Annotated in this window: 12 protein-coding genes; 1 reads left to right on the forward strand and 11 read right to left on the reverse strand. The window is 66.4% G+C overall.

The window, feature by feature from the left end; genetic code table 11:
* Positions 1 to 3: 3 nt before the first annotated feature.
* Both ABD663_RS08765 and gad read right to left on the reverse strand, forming a co-directional pair.
* Complete coding sequence (locus ABD663_RS08765; RefSeq protein ID WP_344737602.1) at positions 4 to 840, reverse strand: hypothetical protein; 837 nt, start codon at positions 838 to 840, stop codon at positions 4 to 6.
* A 49-nt stretch (positions 841 to 889) separates the two neighbouring features.
* Positions 890 to 2302 (reverse strand): glutamate decarboxylase, encoded by a 1413-nt coding sequence (gad, locus tag ABD663_RS08770; protein ID WP_344737603.1) that lies wholly within the window; start codon positions 2300 to 2302, stop codon positions 890 to 892.
* 147 nt (positions 2303 to 2449) lie between these two features.
* On the opposite strand from gad, the gene ABD663_RS08775 reads away from it, so the two are divergent.
* Positions 2450 to 4816 (forward strand): arylsulfatase, encoded by a 2367-nt coding sequence (locus ABD663_RS08775; protein ID WP_344737604.1) that lies wholly within the window; start codon positions 2450 to 2452, stop codon positions 4814 to 4816.
* A gap of 22 nt (positions 4817 to 4838) precedes the next feature.
* On the opposite strand, the gene ABD663_RS08780 is transcribed toward ABD663_RS08775, so the two are convergent.
* The 9 genes from ABD663_RS08780 to ABD663_RS08820 all read right to left on the reverse strand — a co-directional run bounded on the left by ABD663_RS08780 (position 4839) and on the right by ABD663_RS08820 (position 22464).
* Positions 4839 to 5669: an amidohydrolase family protein gene (locus ABD663_RS08780; protein ID WP_344737605.1), complete on the reverse strand. Its 831-nt coding sequence runs from the start codon at positions 5667 to 5669 to the stop codon at positions 4839 to 4841.
* Between the two features lie 13 nt (positions 5670 to 5682).
* Positions 5683 to 6012, reverse strand: coding sequence for an L-rhamnose mutarotase (locus tag ABD663_RS08785; RefSeq protein ID WP_344737606.1), 330 nt, complete (start codon positions 6010 to 6012; stop codon positions 5683 to 5685).
* The gene (locus ABD663_RS08790; protein ID WP_344737607.1) at positions 6009 to 6755 is read right to left on the reverse strand and encodes a FadR/GntR family transcriptional regulator; all 747 of its coding nucleotides are present in this window, start codon (positions 6753 to 6755) and stop codon (positions 6009 to 6011) included. Before ABD663_RS08790 ends, ABD663_RS08785 begins: the two co-directional genes overlap by 4 nt.
* A 145-nt stretch (positions 6756 to 6900) precedes the next feature.
* A complete protein-coding gene (locus tag ABD663_RS08795) occupies positions 6901 to 7893 on the reverse strand; it encodes an ABC transporter substrate-binding protein (protein ID WP_344737608.1) in 993 nt (330 codons plus the stop codon).
* A 44-nt stretch (positions 7894 to 7937) separates the two neighbouring features.
* On the reverse strand, positions 7938 to 8963 hold the full coding sequence (locus tag ABD663_RS08800; protein ID WP_344737609.1) for an ABC transporter permease: 1026 nt from the start codon (positions 8961 to 8963) through the stop codon (positions 7938 to 7940).
* Positions 8960 to 10501, reverse strand: a complete 1542-nt coding sequence (locus tag ABD663_RS08805; RefSeq protein WP_344737610.1) for a sugar ABC transporter ATP-binding protein — start codon at positions 10499 to 10501, stop codon at positions 8960 to 8962. The genes ABD663_RS08800 and ABD663_RS08805 overlap by 4 nt, the downstream gene beginning before the upstream one ends.
* 258 nt (positions 10502 to 10759) lie before the next feature.
* Entirely contained in the window at positions 10760 to 14527 is a 3768-nt protein-coding gene (locus tag ABD663_RS08810) for a glycosyl hydrolase family 95 catalytic domain-containing protein (protein ID WP_344737611.1), read from the reverse strand.
* Between the two features lie 459 nt (positions 14528 to 14986).
* Positions 14987 to 18562: a PDZ domain-containing protein gene (locus ABD663_RS08815; protein ID WP_344737612.1), complete on the reverse strand. Its 3576-nt coding sequence runs from the start codon at positions 18560 to 18562 to the stop codon at positions 14987 to 14989.
* 131 nt (positions 18563 to 18693) lie between these two features.
* Positions 18694 to 22464 carry a glycosyl hydrolase family 95 catalytic domain-containing protein gene (locus tag ABD663_RS08820; RefSeq protein ID WP_344737613.1) on the reverse strand — a complete coding sequence of 1257 codons (3771 nt, stop codon included), beginning with the start codon at positions 22462 to 22464 and terminating at the stop codon, positions 18694 to 18696.
* Positions 22465 to 22686: the final 222 nt, after the last annotated feature.

Genomic DNA, 22686 nt, shown 5'->3' on the forward strand with positions numbered 1-22686 from the left:
AGTCTAGCGACGGGATGCGTCGCGGGCACCCGCCGATTCGATCGGGAGCAGCGCGGCTCCGATCAGGAAGCACAGCGCGCCAGCGAACGTGCCGAGGTTCACGAGCGCGATGTTCGCCGGCTCACCCGTGGTCGGCAGGTACCGCGCGCCGACCGCTGCGAGACCGAACGCGACCGAGCCGAGCAGGTTGAGTGCGGCGATGTTCCATCCGACGTCTCCCCGCGGCCGGCGCCAGATGTGCGGCGACACCTCGGCGTACGCGAGTGCGCTCGCGATGAGGAAGCACGCCGATCCCCATACGTCGGGCACCCAGATGAGATGCACCTGCTGGTCGAGGTCGAGGTCGGCGCGGGTCGCGGCGAAGGTGCTGACATTGAAGAACACCGTGCCCACCAGCTGGATCGCCGTCGCGTACCAGCCGATGCTGCGTGCACGCAGCCCGATCAGCCCGTGCACCCCGTGGCGGCGCGGCGCGGCCGGATCGATGGTGTCGGGCGCGGCGACGCACTCTCGGAACTGCAGGTAGGCCGCCGAGGTGAACAGGACCGATCCGACGAAGAACACCCAGGCGACGACATCCGCGCGGATGTGATCGAAGAACAGCGGGAGCGAGCCGAGCGCGAAGCAGAACGCCCCGGTCGCGAACAGACCGCCCATCCACCAACTCGACCGGCTGGCGCCACGGGCACGGTCGCGGAAGCGTCGAAGCGGGCGCTGCGCGAGCGGTGCCGGCGCGAGCCCCTTGCGGTGTCGTCGCGCGCTCCAGTCGATCTCGCTGCCGTCGGGTCGCGTCACCGTCGCGCGCGTCGCGAACAGCGAGCGGCCCTGGACATTCCTCACCCGCCACCCCGGGGGGACGCGCAGTCCCGTCAGCGGGGGGTGCAGGGTCTCAGTCACGGCGCTGGCCGGTGCGCGCCTTCTGGTGCGCGGCCAGCAGGGCGGGTGCCGTCCACAGATCGGGGCTCGGGCCGACGCGGTCGCCGGGCTGTTCCTTTGCGAGATGCGTGCACGCGTCCAGCATGTCACGCAGCAGCACATCGACCAGCTGGCGGCTGAGATCGAGCCGCACGACCACGCGAAGCAGGTGCACGTCCTCCGCATCGGGGGGCAGGCTGTAGGCCGGCACGATCCACCCGTGCTCGCGAAGACGTGCCGACAGGTGGTAAACCGTGAATCCCGGGTCCCCCTTCAGCCGGAACGTCACCACGGGCTCCGACAGTCCCGGGTTGAGGATCTCGAACCAGCCGCTGTCTTCGAGCTTCTCGTTGAGGTGCCGCGCATTCAGCATCATCGTCTCGACGATCGATGCGTAGCCCGACCGCCCGAGGCGCAGGAAGTTGTACAGCTGCGCCTGGATCATCGCCGAGCCGCGGGAGAAGTTGAAGGTGTACGTGGGTTGGGCGCCGCCGAGGTAGTTGACGCTGAAGACGAGGTCCTCGGGCAGCGTGGAGCGGTCCCGCATCACCAGCCATCCGACTCCGGGGTACACCAGGCCGTACTTGTGACCGGAGACGTTGATCGACGCGACCTGCTCGAGACGGAAGTCGAAGGCGAAGTCGGGATGTGCGAACGGGGCGATGAAGCCGCCGCTCGCGCCGTCGACGTGGATCGGGATGTCCCACCCCTTCTCGGCCTTGATCTTCAGCAGCCGCTCGTTGATCTCGGGGATCGGGTCGGACTCGCCGATGTGGGTCGTTCCGAGCACCACGCCCACGGCGATCGTGTTCTCATCGACATGCGCCTCGACATCGTCGGCGTCGATGACGAACCGGTCGGGCTTCATCGGGATCTTGCGCATCTCGACGTCGAAGTAGTTGGCGAACTTGTCCCACACCACATGCGTCTCGGCGCCGAACACCACGTTCGGGCGATCGGTGGGCAGCCCGGACGAGCGCCGCCGGTCGCGCCAGCTGCGCTTGTGCGCCAGAAGGCCCAGCATGATCGCCTCGGACGAGCCGATCGTGGCGACGCCGACGACCTCCGCGGGGTCGGGGGCGTGGAAGAGGTCGCCGAGCATGTGCACGCACGCCTCCTCCATGAGCGACGCGGCCGGATACTCCTCATGGTCGATGTGGTTCTTGCGCAGCGAATCGTGGATGAGCTTCTCCGCCTGTGGCTCCATCCACGTGGTCACGAAGGAGGCGAGGTTGAGGGTCTCGCGCCCGTCGAGCATGAGCCCGGTGTGGATGAGCTCGTACGCGTCATCCGCCGGCATCGACGCTTCCGGGAAGGTGAACGGATCGATGTGGGTGCGGAATGCCCGCCCGCCGTGGATCGGCCCGATCGGATCGTACGTCGACATGTCGTCCTCGATTCTCGGTGTCGCCCGCCGTGCGACCTCTCCAGGATCGCGTTCCCCTCGAGGGCACAGCATCATGCAGATCGTGTGATGATCCGCCGTCGGCACCACCCTACGGTTTCCCTGGAGACCCGCGACCGAGGAGATGCCATGAGCGCCGACCGCCACGCCCGAACGATGCTGCCGATCCCGGACCGGCCAGGTCACGGGCTCACGACGTTCGATGCGAGGGATCCCGACACGTCCTACCCGCCGATCAAGCCCCTGCTGCCGCCGGAGTCGGCGCCGAACGTGCTGATCGTGCTGCTCGACGACGTCGGTTTCGGCGCATCGAGCGCGTTCGGCGGACCGTGCGCCACCCCCAACGCCGAGAAGCTCGCCGCGGGCGGCCTGCGGTACACGCGCTTCCACACGACTGCGCTGTGCGCCCCGACACGGGCCGCCCTGCTGAGCGGACGCAACCACCATTCCGTCGGCATGGGCAGCATCACCGAGACGGCGACGTCGGCGCCGGGGAACAGCTCGCTGCGGCCGAACACGAAGGCGCCGCTCGCGATGACGCTCAAGCTCAACGGCTACTCGACGGCGCAGTTCGGCAAGTGCCACGAGGTCCCCGTCTGGCAGTCCTCGCCGATGGGGCCGTTCGACTCGTGGCCGTCCGCCGGCGGCGGGTTCGAGACGTTCTACGGCTTCATCGGGGGTGAGAACAACCAATGGGACCCGGCCCTCTATGACGGCACGACGCCCGTCGAGCCGCCCGCGACGCCCGAGGAGGGGTACCACCTCACCGAGGATCTCGCCGACCGCGCGATCACGTGGATCCGCACCCAGAAGTCGCTCATGCCCGACCGGCCCTTCTTCGCGTACTTCGCCCCCGGCGCGACCCACGCGCCGCACCACGTGCCCCAGGAATGGGCGGACAAGTACAAGGGACGCTTCCGCGACGGCTGGGATGTGCAGCGCGAGCGCACGTTCGCACGTCAGAAAGAGATGGGGATCGTGCCCGCGGACGCCGAGCTCACTCCGCGCAGCGACGAGATGCCGGCGTGGGACGACATGCCCGATGATCTCAAGCCCGTCCTGGAGCGCCAGATGGAGGTCTACGCGGGCTTCCTCGAGCACACCGACCATCACGTCGGTCGGATCATCGATGCGATCGACGACCTGGAAGTGCTCGACAACACGCTCGTGTACTACATCGTCGGCGACAACGGCGCGTCGGCCGAGGGCACGTTCAACGGCGCCTTCAACGAAATGGCCAACTTCAACGGCATGGCCGCTCTCGAGACCGTCGACTTCATGCGCTCGAAGATGGACGAGTTCGGCTCTCCGACGTCGTACAACCACTACGCGGTCGGCTGGGCGTGGGCGATGAACTCGCCGCTGCAGTGGACGAAGCAGGTGGCCTCCCACTGGGGAGGCACCCGCAACGGCACCATCGTGCACTGGCCCGCGGGCATCGACGACAAGGGCGGCACCCGTACGCAGTTCACGCACTGCATCGACGTGGCCCCGACGATCCTCGAGGCGGCGGGACTGCCCGAGCCGACCATGGTCAACGGGGTCATGCAGTCGCCCATGGAGGGCACGAGCATGCTGTACAGCTTCAATGACGCGGATGCCCCCGAACGCCACGACCTGCAGTACTTCGAGATGTTCGGCAACCGGGGGATCTACCACAAGGGCTGGAGCGCGGTCACCAAGCACCGCACGCCGTGGCAGCTGGTCGGTGCGGGGACCGTGGCGCTGGACGACGACGTGTGGGAGCTCTACGACGGCTCGGTCGACTGGAGTCAGGCGAACGACCTGTCGGCGGAGCATCCCGACAAGCTCCGCGAACTGCAGCGGCTGTGGCTGATCGAAGCGGTGAAGTACAACGTGCTGCCGGTCGACGACCGCACCGGCGACCGGGTCAATCCCGATCTCGCCGGAAGACCGCAGCTGATCCGCGGGAACAGCCAACTGCTCTTCCCGGGCATGGGGCGCCTGTCCGAGAACAGCGTGGTCAACATCAAGAACAAGTCGTTCTCGGTGACCGCCGAGGTCGACGTCCCCGAGAGCGGTGCGAGCGGCGTCATCATCGCGCAGGGCGGCCGCTTCGGCGGATGGAGCCTGTACGCGTCCGAGGGCCGGGCGGCGTTCGCCTACAACGTGCTGGGGATCCAGTCGTTCACGACGAGCGCCGAGACCGCGATTCCATCCGGGGTGCACCAGGTGCGCATGGAGTTCGCGTACGACGGCGGTGGTCTCGGCAAGGGCGGAGACGTCACGCTGTACTACGACGGCGAGTCGGTCGGCAGCGGGCGGGTCGGTGCCACGCAGGCGATGATCTTCTCGGCGGATGAGACGACCGATGTCGGGTACGAGTCGGGCACGCCGGTGACGGATGCCTACACCGTGCAGACCAGTCGGTTCCGCGGCAAGATCCACTGGGTGCAGATCGACCTCGGCGACGACGATCACGATCACTTCATCGACCCCGACGAGCGGATGCGCATCGCGATCGCCCGCCAGTGAGAGCGCGAGCGGGTTCGTCGGGTCAGCGCAGCCGGTAGATGCGCCGCGCGCTGAGCGAGCTGATGTGCGCCCACTCCGCGTCGGACGGCGCGAGTGCGGCGCGGACGGTGTCGAACCATACGACGCGACCCGCCGAGCCGCGCGCCGAGACCGGGTAGTCGCTGCCGATCAGACAGCGTGTCGGCCCGAACAGGTCGACCGCGGCGCGCAGCCATGGTCCGACGAGATCGGCCTCGGGCTCGCGGGTCGTCTCGGCGGGCAGTCCCGACAGCTTCACGGCGACGTGCGGCAGAGCGGCGAGTCGCGCCAGGCCCGCCCGCCAGTGGGCGAACGCGTCAGTGTCCGGGTCGTCCAGCGGCGGCTTCCCGAGGTGATCGAGCACGATCGGCACCTCGTCGTGCCGCTCTGAGAGCTCTGCGACGGCGTCGAGCTGGGTCCAGCGGACGCACGCATCGAACGACCATCCGTGTCGGGCGAGTGCCGCGAGCCCGGCGTCGAGCGCGGGACCGCGGACGAACGCGTCTTCCTCGTCCTGCAGCAGGCGCCGGACACCGATGACCGAGTCCAGTGAGGAAAGTTCAGCCAGCGCAGCGGCGGCATCCGCCCGCTCGAGCGGCGCGAAGGCGACGATGCCGACGAGGTCGGGCGCGTCCAGACCGGCGACCCAGCGTGCTTCGGCGAGACCCTGCTCGGGAACGCAGTCGGCCTGGACGAAGACGAAGCCGGTGGGCTCGCGGTCGCCTTCGCGCAGCTGGGCGGGCAGGAACACCGGTGGCACCGGCACCTCTGGCCCGATCCACGGGTAGTCCAGCACGGCCGTGTCCCACACGTGGGCATGCGCATCGATCAGCACGGTCTTTCCCCGCTCAGTCGAGATGGAACACCTCGGGCAGGGTTTTCCACCATTCGCCCTCGGCACGATCGGACAGCGGACGCTGCATCGGCTCCATCACACTCCACCATCGCTGCGTGATCGGGTCGGCGGCGATGCCGGCCATGTCCGCGTCGTAGTCGTCTCCGACGTACTCCATGTACGAGAACAGCAGATCGCCATGCCGGAAGATCGAGTAATTGCGTACCCCATGACGTCGGAGGGCATCGAGCACACCCGGCCAGGCGTCGGCATGATACCGGTCGTACTCCTCGACGTACTCGGCCGGGAGCCCGATGACCGACGCGATGCGTCGAACGGTCACGATGACTCCTCGGGCAGATGCCGGGTGTCGCCCCCGTCGAGCGGTGCGTCGGCACCATCGTCGCCGACGAGACTCGCCGCGCTCTTGAGCCAGTTCTCGACCCCGGCCACGTGCGCGGTCATCAGCGCCGCCGCCAGCTCGGCGTCGCCGGCCCGGATCGCCTCGATGATGGCGGCGTGTTCCGAGACGGTGCGGTCCACGGCCCCCACCTGTGACAGCCCGCGCCAGACGCGGGCGCGCACGGTGCTGCTCGACAGCGTCTCGAGGATGCCGGAGAGATAGCGGTTGCCCGCCGCGGTGGCCAGCTCACGGTGGAAGTCGGTGTCGAGCCGGACGAGGTCGTCGATGGACTGCGTCAGTGCCGACTCGTCGGCGATCTCGGTCAGCCTGCCGAGCAGGTCGGGCGTGGGCGAGGACGCCGCGGCGCGCGCCGAGGCGGCTTCGAGGATGCGACGGACTCCGAACATCTCGATCAGGGTGGCGTCGTCGTGGATGTCGACGATGAAGGAGATTCCCTCGAGGAGCAGACTCGGGTCGAGGCTCGTGACGTACGTGCCGTCGCCGCGCCGCACGTCGAGAACGCGGATCGCCTCGAGAGACTTGACCGCCTCGCGGAGCGAGTTCCGCGACACCCCCAGCGCCTCGCCGAGCTCGCGTTCGGGAGGCAGCCGGTCACCCGGCTTCACCTCGCCGTTCTCGATCATCCGCTTCACTGCGGCGATCGCATTGTCTGTCTGCGACATGTGTGTGCTCCCTACGCTCGCGTGAGTCAGACCGGATCAGCAGTCTCGGGTGCTCGGGCGGCGCAGCACCAGGGTAGTGCAGGCGCAGGCGCGGGTCCGTGGGAACCCGCGCCTGCGCGTCAGCATGCTGACAAGAGCGGGTGGATCACTCGTACAGGACGGCCTGGATCTCCGGGTCGTCGATGTTCTCCGACGTGTACCAGTAGAAGCCGGTGTCGATGGTCTCGGGCAGCGTCTCTCCGTTGATCGCCTCGACGGCGGCCTTCACGGTCTCGTAGCCGATGCCGACCGGGTTCTGCGTGATCGCGCCGAGCATCGTGCCCGTCGTGATCGCGTCGATCTGCGCCGCGCCGGAGTCGAATCCGACGATGGTCAGCGAGCCGTCCTCGAGGCCGAGCTCGTCCACAGCCTGCACGACGCCGATCGCCGAGCCCTCGTTCGAGCCGTAGATGCCCGCGAGGTCGGGGTTCGCCGAGATCATGGCCTTGGCGAGGTCGGCGGACTGAGCGGGGTCGCCGCCACCGTACTGGATGTCGACGATCTCGATGCCGGGCTCGTTCTCCTCCATGTAGTCGACGAAGCCGTCACGGCGCTGCTGGCCGGTGAGCGAGGTCTGATCGTGGACGACCATCGCGACCTTGCCTTCGCCGCCGATCGCCTCGGCCATCTGCGCCGCTGCTTCCGCGGCCGCCGCGAGGTTGTCGGTCGCCGCGGTGGTGACCGGGATGTCGCTGTCGACACCGGAGTCGAACGCGATGACGGGGATGTCCTGCGACTGAGCCTGGTCGAGCAGCGGGCCGACGGCCTGGCTGTCGAGGGCGGCGATGCCGATCGCATCCGGGCTCTTGTCGAGCGCCGTCTGCAGCATCTGCACCTGCTGGTCGACGTCGGCTTCGGTGTCGGGGCCCTCGAAGGTCACCTCCACGTCGAACTCCTCGGCCGCCTGCTCGGCGCCGGCCTTGACCGCCTGCCAGAACTGGTGCTGGAAGCCCTTCGAGATGAGGGCGACGTACGGCCGTTCCCCGCTGTCGGGCTCGGTCGTGCTGCCACCTGCCGTCGAGTCACCGGCGCATCCGGTGAAGACGAGGGCTGCGGCCGCGATTCCCACCGCTGCGGTGAGGGCTCGCTTGTTCCACATGATTTCACTCCTTCGTGTGATTGTTGGTGCGATTGGATGTAACGTCAGGTCGCTGCGCGTCGGCGGAGCATGTCGAGGTAGACGGCCACCAGGATCACGATGCCGACGGCGATCGACTGCCACTCCTGCGGTACCGAGATGATGCGCAGTCCGTTCGTGAGCACGGCCATGATGAGCGCACCGATCACGGTTCCGACGATCGAGCCCTTGCCGCCGGCGAGCGAGGTGCCGCCGATGATGACCGCGGCGATCGCTTCGAGCTCGACGCCGAGGCCGCCGGTGGGTTGCGCGGAACTCAGCCGGGATGCCGACAGGACGCCGGCGAGTCCGACGAACAGACCCGACATCGTGTAGATGAGGATCTTCCACTTCTTGACGTTGACGCCCGACAGGGCGGTCGCGGCCTCGTTGCTGCCGATCGAGAACGCGTAGCGGCCGATGATCGTCTTCGAGAGCACGAACGCGGCGATCACGATCACGGCGAGGAAGATCGCCACCCCGAGCGGGAACCGGGTGCCCGGAATGATCGGCAGGTTCATGATGTCGCCGAACCCGGGGGTGTCGTTGAAGTAGATGGGGCTCGTGCCCGAGATCACCAGCGACAGGCCCGAGGCGATCAGCATCATGCCCAGCGTGGCGATGAAGGGCGGGATGCCGAGGATCGACACGTTGACGCCGTTCACAAGCCCGATGACGGCGCCGAACGCGATCGCACCGAGGACGCCGGCCCACAGCGGCCAGCCCCAGTAGGTGAGGAAGACGCCCGTCATCACGCCGCACAGGATCATCCCCGTGCCGATCGACAGGTCGATGCCGCCGGTGATGATGACGAACGTGGTGCCCAGCGCGAGGATGCCGACGACGGTCGCGGCCACCAGGATGCTGATGATGTTGTTGACCGTGAAGAAGTGCGGACTCAGGAACGAGAACACCACGACGATCACGATGAGGCTCGCGAAGGCGAGCATCTGCTGCAGCGATCCGCGCAGCCGGTCGCGCAGACCGCCGCCGGACTGTGCGACGAGCGTGCCGGTGGGCAGCTGCGTGGGAGTGGACTGGGTGTCGGTCACGAGATCACCTCAGTCGTGGTGTGGGTGGCGTACTCCATGAGGTTCTCCTGTGTTGCTTCGTCGTTCGGGATGACCGCGGTGAGACGTCCTTCGCACATGACGGCGATCCGGTGCGAGACCCGCAGCACCTCGGGCAGGTCGGACGAGATCACGATGATCGCCTTGCCCTGACCGGCCAGCCGGTTGAGCAGACCGTAGATCTCCTCTTTGGCACCGACGTCGATCCCTCGGGTGGGCTCATCGAAGATGAGGATGTCGCAGTCGCGTTCCAGCCACTTGGCGATGCCGACCTTCTGCTGGTTTCCTCCGGAGAGGTTCCGCACCTCCTGCGTGGTGGAGGGGGTCTTGATGCGCAGGGCGATGATGTAGTCGCGGGCGACCTGATCCATGCGCTTGACGTCGACGATCGGGCCCTTGAGGAACGATGGCAGCGACGGCAGGGCGATGTTCTCTCGTACGTCGCGGTCGACGAGCACGCCCAGCTTCTTGCGGTCCTCGGAGAGGTAGCCGATCCCGCGCCGCGCGGCGAGTGCGGGAGAGGTCACCTTCTCGACGGTTCCGTGGATCTCGACGGTCCCGCCGCTGATCGGGTCGGCGCCGATGATCGCACGCGCCAGCTCCGTGCGCCCGGCGCCCATGAGACCGGCGAACCCGAGGATCTCGCCCGCGCGCGCCTCGAAGGACACGTCCCGCAGCAGGTGCGTCGTGCTGAGGTTCTTCACCGACAGGAGCGCCTTGCCCGGGTCCGCGGGCTGCGGCCGCTGCTCCACCGAGATCGTGCGGCCGACCATGAGCGAGATGATCTCGCGATCGTTCGTCTCCGCCATGACACGGTCTCCCGCGTTCGCGCCGTCGCGCAGCACGGTGACCGCGTCGGCGATCTGGGCGAGCTCCTGCATCCGGTGGGAGATGTAGATGACGCCGGTCTGCGGGGTCACGAACCGGCGGATCAGGGTGAACAGCGTCTCGACCTCGGCCTCGTTCAGCGCCGCGGTCGGCTCGTCCATGATGAGCACGCGTGCGTTGTAGCTGAGGGCCTTCGCGATCTCGACCATCTGCTGCCGCGCAACGGAGAGGTCGCCGACGATCGCGTCGGGGCGAAGCCGCAACTCGAGCCGGTCGAGCAGCTCCTGAGTGTTGCGCCGCAGCTTGCGGTCCGAGAGCACACCGAATCGCCGGGGCTCTCGTCCGATGAAGATGTTCTGCGCGACGGTGAGGTCGGGCATCAGGTTGAGTTCCTGGTGGATGATGCTGATGCCGAGTTCCTGGGCGTGCTTGGGCGACTCTGGACGGAACGGCTTGCCCTCGAGGACGAACTCGCCGGCGTCAGGCGCGTAGATGCCCGAGAGCAGTTTCATCAGCGTCGACTTGCCGGCGCCGTTCTCTCCCACAAGGGCGAGGACCTCGCCGTAGCCGAGATCGAGGTCGACGTCGCTCAGCGCTTGGACGCCCGGAAACCCCTTCTCGGCACCGCGTATGCTCAGCAGCGGCGTCGCAGGTGCGACGGCAGGAGCGTTCGCGCCGGTGTCGACGTCCATCCATACTCCTCTTCGAGTGACGTAGTACCAATTGCGGGACCTTGGTAGAAACGGTATGAGATGGGATGCCCACTGTCAAGCTATTGGTGGGATGTCTACGCAGCTTGAAGATGCTGAGTTCGGCAGAACGCGGCATTCTCGCTTGAAACATGGGACCCGTGCGCTCCCGGCGGCAGGGGGCGGACGGTCAGAGGTGGGATCGCCGGACGCAGGTGTGCCCGGCGCATCGCGCGCCGGGCACACCTGCTGCGGGTCGGATCAGCGGAACCTGTCCACCAGCGCCTCCAGAGCCTCGACCAGCCCGGCGCTCGCGTCCGCCTTTCGGATCGCATTGTCGAGTTGCGCGATGATCGCGTTGTTCGACGCCGACCCGCCCGACAGGTGCTGCGCCTGCGTGATGTGCTTGCGCACCTGCTTCGCAGCGTTGGCACCGAGGTCGCCGGCTTGCTCGGCGACGTCGACCAACCACAGTGCCGTGGAGAAGCCGACCCCGGCAGCGATCCGGTAGGTCTCACCCGCTTGTGCATCGAACTGGATCGTGTGTCCGTCGAGGTCGCCATCGTAGTCCGCGACCACCGAGAACGGCACCTCGTTCCCGGCCGAGTCGGTGACGACCCTGTGAGCGAGATCGGTGGCGCGCAGGGTCAGCGTCTGCGACGCGCCCGGTGTCAGCACCGCCTCCGTCACCTGGCCGTCGACCCATGCGATGTCGACGCCGACATCACCGCGCGCACGAAGCCCCGTCACCGAGCCGTCGCTCCACACGCCCGGCAGGGCGGGCAGCAGCTCTATGGCGTCGCCCTGCGTCTGCAGGATCATCTCGGTGGCGCCGGCGGTGCCGCCGAAGTTGCCGTCGATCTGGAACGGCGGATGGGCATCCCACAGGTTGTTGTACGTTCCCCGCTTGAGAAGGTTGCTGTAGAGCGTGTGAGCGCGATCGCCGTCCCGCACGCGTGACCAGAAGTTGAGCTTCCAGGCCATCGACCACCCCGTGGAGGCATCGCCGCGGGTGTTCAGCGTCACTTTCATCGCCTCGATCAGCGCGTCTTCCTCAGCGCTGCGGCCCGCCACGACCTGGTCGCCCGGATGGAGCGAGTACAGGTGATTCGTGTGGCGATGACTGTTGTCGCCGGTGAAGTCGATCGCGATCGCATGCTGCCACTCTTGAAGCTGTCCACCGGGGTAGGTGTTGCCGTTGGTGTGCGTGTACTTACCCTCAGGTGCGATCTGCAGACCCAGCATCCCGGCATTGGCCGTTGCGATCTCCTGAATGTATGCGTCTTCGGACGCGCGCCCCGTGAGACCGTGGTCAGCGTCCGCGGCGTCGAGTCGGTCACCCAGCGCCGCATGAGCCTCGATGACGTCCTCGAACAGGCCGCTGACGACCGCCTGCGGCTGAGTCGCTCCCAGGGAGTACGGACCATGCTCGGGCGAGTACGACGGGCTGACGACGAGCTTGTTGCTGCTCGTGTCGAGGACGAGGTTGTCGACCCAGAAGAGGGCTGCATCCCGCATCATGCCGTAGTGCTCGGCGAGGAAGTCGGTGTCGAGTGTGTACCGGTAGTGCTCCCACACATGCTGGACCAGCCACGCACCGTCCTCCGGGCTGTAGAACGCGCCCGACACCGCCGGGGCGGTGTTGCCCCAGATGTTGTTCTCGTGCCACGTGGTCCAGCCGCGGGTGGCTTCGCCGAACATGCGCTGGGCGCCGACCGTACCGCGCGGGACCAGGCTGTCGATGTAGCTCAGGAGCGGTTCCGTGAGCTCTGAGAGGTTCGTCTGCTCGGCGAGCCAGTAGTTCATCTGCAGGTTGATGTTCGCGTGATAGTCGCCGTTCCACGGTGCTGTCGGTCCGTACGCCCAGATGCCCTGCAGGTTCGCCGGCAGAGTGCCTTCTCGTGACGATGAGATCAGCAGGTAGCGGCCGAACTGGTAGTACAGCGTCTCGAGGTACCGGTTCTCGTCCTCGGTGTTCGTCCCGCTGCGGTAACCGGCGAGCAGGTCGGTCGTCGTTTTGTGCGTGGCGGCCGGGACGTTGCCCAGGTTCAACTGCACACGATCGAACAGCTCGGAGTAGTCCGCGTGGTGCCTCTCGTACAGCTCGTCGAAACTGCGCGCCGCGGCTGCGTCGATCCGTTGCTCGACGTCGGTGAGCGGATCCCGACCGTCGAAGAAGTTGTTCAGCGGATCCTCGCCATCGTAGAGTTCGTCGGCCGTGATGTCCTGCTGATAGTTCGTATCGGTCGTGGTGAGCAGCACCACCGCGTCGGCGTTGTTCACCACGATGGAGCCGCCCGAGGCGTACATCTCGACCGCGTCCCCCACCGGAATCACTTTGAGCTGCTGCGCGTAGTGCAGCGCGTCGTTGAACCTGTTGACGTCATCCGCTGCCTGATCGTGGCCGCCGACCCAGCCGGTCGCCGTGACGGTGTCGCCCTCGGCGACGATCTCCCGCGGGTCAGTCGGAACGATCGAGAACACCTTCGATATGCCGCCAGGCTGGTCGGAGGTGAGCCGGATGGCCATCACGTTGTCGGGGTTGGAGACGAAGTACTCGCGCTCGTAGCCGACTCCGCCCTGCGTGTACGACACCGATGCCTTCGCCGCATCGAGATCGAGCTCGCGACGGTAGTCGGTGATCTCCTCGGCGGGCTCGGTCGGGATCGGAATCTCGATCTCGGACATCTGCGGACTCTGGCTCGCAGACGACAGGCCGGTCACCACCATCTTGAACGCGTCGTAGGTTCCGGGCTGGTCTGTCTCGAAGTCCTTGTACGCCTTGCGTGCGGATCCGAAGGCGGCGTCGTCGACCGTGTCCACCAGCATCCAGCTGCCGGCGCCGGACTTCGCATAGAGCTTCCAGGACTTGAAGTCGCGTCCTGGCTGATCGTTGCCCGTCGCCAGCCGGTAGGTCGTGACCTCGACCGGCTCGGTGTACGACCACTCGACCTCGTAGGGATTGGACGTGGTGATCGCACCGGACTGGTAGGCGAACATCTTGGTGCCGGTGTCACCATCGAACATCGCGCCTGACCGCTCCGCGGCGTTGGTCGGGTGCTCCTTGTTCGCCGAAACGCCCAGGATGCGCGGGCCCTCGTCGCCGGACGCTGTGACCTCGACCTCTGACATCTGCGGGTTTCCGCCGCCGTGCGTCGCGGTGACGACGATCCGATAGGCGTCATAGGTGCCGGGCACGTCGAGATCGAAGGAGTGGTAGGCCCGACGCGCCGAGCCGAGGGCCGCACCCGCGACCGTGTCGACAAGAGTCCAGGCGCCGTCGCCCTGCTTCGCGAACAGCTCCCACGACGCGAAGTCGCGCGACTGCTGGTCGTTCCCCGTCGCCACGCGATACGACGAAGCGGCGAACTCGCGCGAGTACGACCACTCCACCTCGTACGGGCGTTGCGCGGTGGGTGCGCCGAACTCGTCCGCGTACATCTTCGTCGACGTGTCACGGTCGAACAGCGCACTCGCCCGCTCGGCGGGATTGTTCGGGTTCTCGTAGTTCGCGGAGGCACCGGTCACACGGATGACCTCGTCGGATCCGATGACGACGGTGCTCAGCTGCCGGTAGCTGCCGAAGTTGGCCTTGGTCCCTTTGAGCTGGTTGATCAGGCTCGTCACCTGCGACAGCGTGGCCGGGTCGGGCGTGGTCGCCGGCGTGATGTTCCCGTCCGCGTCGACACTCGCGGGAGTCGTCCCGTCCCATGCCTCCTGCAGCATCTGCTGCGCTTGCGCCAGTATCGCCTCGTTCTCGGCCGCGGTCTTGGAGCTGAACCCGCCGTCGTAGTCCGGGTTCTGCCCCGGCCCGCCCGTCCAGTACGTGTGGTCGTTGATGATGATCTCGTCGACCTCGACGCCGCCGAGTATTCCTGCGCCCATATGACCGTTGCCCAGGGGAATGCTCTCCTTCTCCCAGGCCTGTGCCGGATCGTTCGCGGGCCCGGCCGGAGTCGAGTACCAGGCTTTGAGGTCGGGCTGCTGACCGAACCCGCCGGGTTCCTCGGCGCCTGCCGGCGCGGTCACCGCCGCCATCCCGCCGACGCAGAGCACGGCGACGAGCGATCCGGAGACCCATCTCCTCGCCTGACGTGGTGAATCGAATTCATCAGGCACCTCCGTGCCGTGTCGGCGGGGCTTTGCCACTAGTCCGTCTCCTTTGATCGGGGTGTTCCAAGGGCTCGTCTGGACGCGCAACCCGGCGAAGCCGGAGGCCGCGCCGGATCGAACTCGTCATTCGGTCATATCGACGAGGTGAGCCGAACAATCATCCCACGTTTGCTGAATCTTGAACAGAGCGGATCGCCGCGTTCTTGAGAACGTCCGGCGGGTGAATCAGTGCGGGATGCCTAGACATCCCATCAGTCGGGGCGCTCGACGGCTCGTTTCGCGTTGCCGGATGACGGCCGACGAGAGCGCGGCGCCGGGCTGCCCTCCGATCGCAGATCGGAGGGCAGCCCCATCGCCCACGTCAGGCGCGCTCGATCACCCGAGGGTGAACTCCACCGTCGAGACGTTGCCGGCCACGTCGACCACTTTCATGACGTTGGCACCCTGCACCGCACCGAACTTCCCCGGAGCAACGAAGTTCACATCGGACCACTTGTTGTCCGTCAGGTCCTTCACCACTCCGTTGATCTCGACTCGGTCGATCTTGCCCGCGTCGAACAGCTTGAAGCTGACGAGGTCATACGGGTCCTCGCCGACCGTGAACTGCGCGCCGCTCTTGACCGTCACCGTCGGAGCAGTGGCATCGATCGTGAATGCGAACGATCCAGTCCTGGCGATGTTCCCGGCAAGATCCTCCGCGTTGTACTTCACGTAGTACTCGCCATCGGGAAGACGCACCGTTGCAGTGTGCGTCGCCGCGGTCGCACCGTCGGCCACGGCCGACTGCGTCGACTTCACCAACGTCGCGCCCTGATAGACGTTCGCCACGATCCGCTTCAGCCCGCGATCGTCCGTCGCGTCGACCCTGAGATCGAGCTGCGGGAACGGACCCGACTCGGAAGGAGCGACCAGAGTCGCCACCGGACGCTCCGCATCCGGCTCCGGCTCCGTGTCTTCCGCGGGGTGGGTGAGGAAGGCGTCGACGATCATGTAGCTGCCGGTCTTCTTCGTCCCGGTGATGGTGTGCACGCCCGCAGCCAGGCCACTGATCGACAGCACGGTCTGCTGATGCATGCGCGTGGGATTGTGGAACGACTGCGTCGTGTAGGGCTCTCCATCGATCGCGATGTCCACGTCGCCGAGGTCCCGGTTGATCTGCGAGATCACGTCGATTCCGGTTCCGTGGAAGGTCAGCTCCCAGGTGTCGCCCTGATTCTTTGTGGCGTCGATGTCCTGGAGGTGCGCTCCGTTGCCGCCGCGCGTGACGTCTCGCCAGAGCCAGCTCTCAGCCGTGGCTGGGGCTGCGGTGCGATAGATCACGCCGGAGGTGTTGTTCAGCAGCTCGGGAGCGGTCGGCTTCGTCAACGAGATGGCCACATTGGTGGAGCCTCGCCGCACGTCCAGCGTGATCGCGGCGCCCGCTGGCAGTGCGTTGTAGACCTGCCAGAACGAGTTGCGATCCGCGGAGAGCTGCTCTCCATTGATGGCGCGCATCAGGTCGTCGGGCTCGAGACCCGCCGCCGCGGCGGTGCTGTCGCTCGGCACCGACACGAACCTGACACCCTTCGAGTCGTTGATCGCGTACGCCGACTGCTCGGCGGGTGTCGTGATGTTGTCGATCTGCCCACCCCACAGCTGCTCGACGAACCTCCGCCGTTCGACCTCGATGGGGACCTCACCGCCCGAGTCCGGCAGCAGGACCGCCGGCGGGGGCAGCGGGGCACCGGGTGCACCGAAGCCCGACATGGGGATGTTGGCATAGCCGAGTGCGACAGCGGGCGAGTCGGCGCCGACCGTGAAGTCGTACTCGCCGGCCGGGTCCGAGCTCGTGAAGCCGGGAGCGGCCACACGGGAGTTGCGATCCATCCCTGCGGCGTACCACTGGGTCGCCGTGTTCAGCGTGCTCCCGTCGGCCGAGAGCTGCTCGTTCACACCGGGCTTGGTTCTCATGCCGATCGGATCGCCGGCATTCCAGAACAGGTTCTCGTCGATGTCGTACGCGGCGAGCGCCGGCTCGTTGTTGGTGTTGAAGTACGGATTGTCCCCCAACGTGATGTTGTGTCGGATCACATCGCCGTTCGGCATGTAGCTCACCTGCTCGAATGTCGATCCGTCCAGGATGAGGTTGTTGGTCACCGTGCGATCGAAGCCGTCCCGCAGCTTGATGCCGCCCTTGAGCAGGACGTTGTTCGTCATGATGAACTGCGACGACCCGTCATCGAGGTCGATCGCCCAATCGCCGTCGTGCCAGAACCGGTTGTGATCGATGAGAATGGGTCGGATCGTGTCGAGCTTCGCCATCTCGCGCGCCTGCTCCGGAGTCAGCTCGCCGCCGGTGTTGCCCATGAAGGTCACCCCGTCCGCGAGGCTCGCGAACGCGTCCCTGCGCGCACCCGTCTCCCAGAACCGACTACGACCCCAGGCGTTGATCGACCCATTGTCACCCGTCTCGTTGACGCAGTCGAAGATGTCGTTGTCCTGGATCAGGTGACCACCCCACGTCGTGTCGGAGAAGTTGAGGCACGCGCGGGGGCTGTTCGACATCGTGTTGCCGCGAACAGTGACATCGAGCGCAATCGAGATGTTGACCGAAGAGGTCTGCTTCTCGTAACGGCCGTGATTGCTCATGATGTTTCCCTCGATGAGCACGTCGCGCGGGTAGTCCTCGGTCTTCGGCCCGGCACCCAGGTCGGTGATGTCCGGCGTTGTGAAGTAGTTGCCCGCGTAGTCGCGCACTGACGACGGCGAGCCGACCACGTGCACGTCGGTCGCGCCGTTGTTCTCGAAGACGCTCGTCACGATCTCGGTGCCCTCGTTGTAGCCGTCGAGGAAGACCGCGTTCCCGCCGAGGTCGGTGAAGGCGGAGTCGACGATGGAGACATCGCGCGTGTTTCGGATCGTCATTGCGCCCTTGCGCACGACCGACCAGTCACCCCGCGAGAGGCCCTCGAAGGTGCTGTTGAACAGGGTGCGGTGCGTCCGACCGAACTCGATGCCCTCGAACGTGATGTCGTGGAGCGGGTCCGCCGCCGATGTTCCTTCGAGGATGACGAGCTCATCGAGTTCGCCCACCTCGACCGTCGCGTTGTCGAGGTCGACACCGGGACCCGGCTTGAGGTAGAGCTTGCCCGCATCCCGGTCGAGGAACCATTCGAAGGGCGCGTCGAGCTCTTCGCGCACGTTCTCCACCATGACCGCATTCGCGCTGAGAGGACGTTCCTCGTTGCAATTCTGCGGGCGGTTGTTGTCGCCGACGAAGTCGAGGAGCAGCTCGCCGTCTTCCCGACCCTCGATGGTGAACGAGACGCTCCCCCAGTCTCGGCAGTGCATGGCACGGACGTATCCGGTGGTGGGATCCGCCCACTGGGCCGAGCGCGCGTTCAGGGTCGCGAGGGTCGTCGTCCCTTCGAGACGCGGCGCGTTCTCGTCGTAGTCGGGATACCGGGCCATCACCTGGCGGACGTCGTCGATGAAGAGCTCATCGAAGTCGATGCCGACGGGCACGTCGGTCACCAAGACGCTCGGGTCGTTCGCAGTAGGCGTCCACGAACCGGTGAGCACTCGGCCACCCTTGATTCTGGTGCCCTCCTCCGAACCCACCCACCGGACGGGTGCGCCGTCGGCTCCCGAGTCGGCGTTGGTGAACAGCAGAGTCTCATCGAGGTAGTAGTCCCCCGCCGCGAGGGCGACGGTGATGGACTCCGCATCCGGGGTCGCCTCACGTACCAGCTCCTGAGCCCGCGGAAGGGTTCGAACCGGTGCCGTCGGCGAAGCGCCGTCCGCGGCATCGTCGCCGTTCGGCGCGACGTAGACCGTGATCGGGTCTGCCGCGTGTGCAGGTACGGCGACGAGTGTCGACAGTGCGAGCGCCGCGAGACCGACGCCGGCTGCGATGCGCGATCCGGTGCCGCCGCGTGGGGCGCGCAACCGCGTGGACTCTATCTCTGACATGTCATGAACTCCTCTGTTCATCGGTTGGTGTGGGTGTGCTGGGTCGCGTTTCGCAGAGAATGCTCGGATAGAGGCTCAGGCAGTCAGGTCACATGCACCCGCCCTCGTCGTCGGATGTCGGGGTCGGCTGCTCAGTGGGCCCCGACCGGCAACCCCACGCCTGGCGGCTCCACGAGGGTGAACTCGACGAGGGTCACGTTGCCGGCGATGTCGAAGACCTTCAGCTGATTCGGGCCGAGCACGCCGCCGAAGGTTCCGACCACGACATGGTTGAGGTCCGACCACACGTTGTCGTTGAGATCCTTGGCCGTGCCGTTGAGCTCGACACGATCGATCTTGCCCGGGTCGTGCAGTTTGAAGCTGACCTTCGCGTAGCCATCGCCATCGGCAACCGTGAACTCGCTGCCGTCTTTGACGCTGACCGTCGGCGGCGTCGAGTCGATCGTGAACGGCACCTGCCCGGTGCGCGAGATGTTCCCGGCGAGATCCTGCGCATTGAACTTCACCGTGTAGTCGCCGTCGGGCAGATCCACCGTCGCCGTGTGGGTACCGGATGCGGCCCCATCGGGCACGGCCGACTGCGTCGACCGGACCAGGGTCGATCCCTGGTAGATGTTCGCGACGATCCGCCGCAACCCGACGTCGTCGGTCGCGTCGAGCTGAACGACGAGCTGCGGGAACGGTCCCCCGGTGGACGGCGAAACAAGAAGCGCCTCTGGTCTCACCACGTCCGGCTCCTCGGCGGGCTCCTCAGGTCCGAAGATCTGCACCTCTGCGAGGTGGAGGGCGACGGAGGTTCCCGAGTTGATGCCGGTCAGCTGCACGCGGACGAACCTGCCGGTGCGGTCGATGTCGAACGCGGCCGACGGCATGGGCACGGCCTCGTGATAGAAGGCGGCCACTCCCGGTTGCGCGAGGACCTCGTCCAGCGAGCCTGAGACGAACGGAGCGTCGGACACCAGTACGTAGAACTCCTTCGTGCGCTGCGCGGGAACCGGATTGGTGCGGTTCCAGATCACGATCTCGTCGATGTCACGGATCTCCCCCAGGTCGACCTCCCACCAGGGTTGATCCTCGAAGTCCGTGTGACTGTGGGAGTCCACCTCGTCGGTGTTCCCATCGATCGCGCGCTCGGGGACTCCGCCGAATCGTGTCGAGGACTGGGAGGCCGTACCGGTGTAGACAGGGCGATCGTCGGTCGCGCTCTCGTCTGGAAGGAGGCGCACGATCGTCGCTCCATCACTTTCGCGGCCGTCCGACGAGACCGCGGTCACTCGAAGGGTCATCTGCTCGATCTGATCGAGATCATCGGCCCGGTAGGTGAACACCGCGTCCTCGACGTCCGACGCCACCAGTTCGTACGCCGGCGCACTGCCGACCGCCCGGTACAGCCGATAGGACGTGGCATCCGTCGACGCGTTCCATGCCAGCTCGACCTCATCGCGCTGATCCTCGATGATCTCGAGATCTGCGGGTGCCATGAGCGGATCGACCGCAGGGATGCCGGTGATGAGGATCGACTGACCCTCGGTCGTCTCGATCGCAACGAGGTCCCGACCGTCCGGCACCGCATCGACCGGTTCGCCGTCCACAGTCACCACCGCGTCGGCGATGTTCGGGTAGCTGAGCTTGGCAGTCCCCCCCGACTTCGCGAGCACGCTGATGCGATCCGCGTGACCGTTCGACCACGCGGCGGACACTTCGAAGTTCCCCCGTGCGAGCATCCCCTCGAAGCTGCCGTCAGCCCATTCATCGGGGAGGGCCGGCAGGGGGGAGATGATGTCGTGGTGGCTCTGCAGCAGCATGTCGGCCACCCCCGCCGTTGCGCCGTAGTTGCCGTCCGCCTGGAACAGGACGCCGGTCAGCCGATGGTTGTTGAACAGGTTGTGCATGAGGTGGTTCTGCAACAGGTCCTGGTAGTAGGAATAGGCCTGGGCGCCGTCGTGCACCTTTGCCCACAGGCTGATGCGCTTGGCCTGCGCCCAGCCGATGCCGCTCTCGCCGCCACGTCCTTCGAGGGTGACCTCTGCGGCATCCAGCCAGGCAGGAGTCAGCGTCGAGATCAGCTGTCCGGGCGACATGCCCAGAAGATGGGAGATGTGGCGGTGTCCCGGCTCACCGAGCTCGCCGTAGTACTCCTCCTGGCGGAACTCCTTGATCTGGCCCGACGCGCCCACCTGGATCGGATCGAGGAGGGGGAGCTGACTCTCGAGCGTCGAGAGCCGCGGGTCGGAGCGTCCGAGTATCTCGGCCGCCTTCAGCGTGTTGAGATGGGTCTCGTAGATCATCTGCTGATCGAAAGTGGTGCCGACCGTGTTGCGAGGCACCTGCTCGGGAGATGACGAGGGGTTCGCAAGGAGCAGACCGTCCTGCTCTTGCACGAAGCGCGAGAGGAAGTTCGCCTGCCCGTAGATCGCCGGGTAGACGACATCTTCGAGCAGCCCTTCGTCACGCGTGTAGTCGAAGTAGTCCCAGAACATGAGGCCGATCCAGCCGCCGGTCCCGAAGCCGGCAACGGCCGACTTGCCGGGGATGTCGTAGGGAGCGGTCCAGAACGGTCCCGACCAGCCGTTGTCACCGTCGGGGTCGAGCTCGGCCGGGTTGTACAGATCGATGTACTCGGTCGCGTACGCCTGTTGACGCGGCACGAACGCCTCGAAGAAGTCGGTGTACGACTGGAAGAGCTCGGGCATGTTCGTGGGGAACGCCGGCGAGTACGCCATCTGGAGGTTGAGGTCGTGCAGGTAGCGCGAGCCCCACGGCGGGTTCTCATAGACGTTCCAGATTCCCTGCAGGGTGGGTGGCAGAGTGCCCGCGCGTGAGGACGAGATCAGCATGTACCGCCCGAACTGGAACGCGAGCTCTTCCAGGTAGGGGCTGGGCGTGCCCGAACGGTAGGCGTCGATGAGGTCGTCGGTCGGGACGGTCGGCTCTTCGCCGCCGATGTCGAAGCTCATCCGCTCGTACAGCTCGAGGTAGTCGGCCTGGTGCGCGGCGAGCAGCTCGTCGTAGGTCTTCGCGGACGCCTCGGCGAGAGACGCGGTCACCTCGTCATGCGGATGTGGGAATCCGGCGAGCTTGGCGAGCCGATCCTCGGTCAGCACGACCTGGGGATCGAACTCGTAGTTGGTACCGAGGGTGAAGAGGATCGTCGCGCTGTCGGCGTTCGAGACGGTGATCGTCCCGTTGCCGTCGTCATTGTGGGCCTCGAGTGTGCCCCCTTGCGGGATCACCTTGAACTGACCCTCGAACTCGATCCCGTACCACTCCATCGTCCCGGACATCGTGATGGTGTCGTCGACAGCGACCACCGTACCGCTCTTTCCGCGGCCGTCTCCCGGGCTGTCGCGGTACTCACGAAGGAACGGAATGGTGGGGCGAAGCGTGAACGAGAGTTCGCCCGCTTCGGATACGCCCAGACGCATGGCCAGCACTTTGTCGGGATAGCTGGTGAAGTACTCCCTCGTGAACTCGCTGCCCCCGTGGACGTACCTCACCCGGGCAACCCCCTCGTCCAGGACGAGTTCCCGCATGTAGTCGGTCACGCCGGCGTGTCCGAAGTCGAGGTTGATCTCGGCGAAGCTGTTGAGCCCTCCGGGACGCTGCCCGCCCCCCTCGATGGAGTCGTAGAGACTGTTCTCGGTGACCTGGAGTCTCTCGGTCTCGGTCCCGCCGAACACATTGACACCCATGTAGCCGTTGCCGAGCGCCAAAGAGCGATCGGCCCAGCCCCCGTTGTCATCCGGAGCCGGTTCGTCGTACCAGAGGCGGTGCTGCGGGGCACCTTGCGCCACAGCCTCCTGGGAACTCTCGGCCGATACCGCGGGCACGGCGATGAGAGCCGTCCCGATCAGAGACAGCGCGGTGCCGACGGATACCAGAGTGCGGATGCCTGCTCGCACAGTTCCTCCTTGAGCTGTGGGAAAGGTCGGATGTTTGGTACAGATACATCCGATGTTCGGCATCATTAGAGCGTTAATCGATGCTCACGTCAACCTATGGGCTCGCCTACATCCCATGTCTGATGGAACCTATGGGCTGTTCTCGCCGGAGCATCGACGTCGCAGGGTCATGGGGGGCCACCCGATGCAGGAGCGGGTTGGAGAGCGCTATCCAACCCCGTA

The sequence above is a fragment of the Microbacterium awajiense genome (assembly GCF_039536545.1).
GTDB classification, from domain to species: Bacteria; Actinomycetota; Actinomycetes; order Actinomycetales; family Microbacteriaceae; genus Microbacterium; species Microbacterium awajiense.

What these genes read in the sequence shown, in the direction of transcription:
- gad (WP_344737603.1), bottom strand. Translation starts at nt 2,302, where the DNA reads ATGTCGACGTACGATCCGATCGGGCCGATCCACGGCGGGCGGGCATTC.
- ABD663_RS08775 (WP_344737604.1), top strand. Translation starts at nt 2,450, where the DNA reads ATGAGCGCCGACCGCCACGCCCGAACGATGCTGCCGATCCCGGACCGG.
- ABD663_RS08790 (WP_344737607.1), bottom strand. Translation starts at nt 6,755, where the DNA reads ATGTCGCAGACAGACAATGCGATCGCCGCAGTGAAGCGGATGATCGAG.
- ABD663_RS08795 (WP_344737608.1), bottom strand. Translation starts at nt 7,893, where the DNA reads ATGTGGAACAAGCGAGCCCTCACCGCAGCGGTGGGAATCGCGGCCGCA.
- ABD663_RS08805 (WP_344737610.1), bottom strand. Translation starts at nt 10,501, where the DNA reads ATGGACGTCGACACCGGCGCGAACGCTCCTGCCGTCGCACCTGCGACG.
- ABD663_RS08815 (WP_344737612.1), bottom strand. Translation starts at nt 18,562, where the DNA reads ATGTCAGAGATAGAGTCCACGCGGTTGCGCGCCCCACGCGGCGGCACC.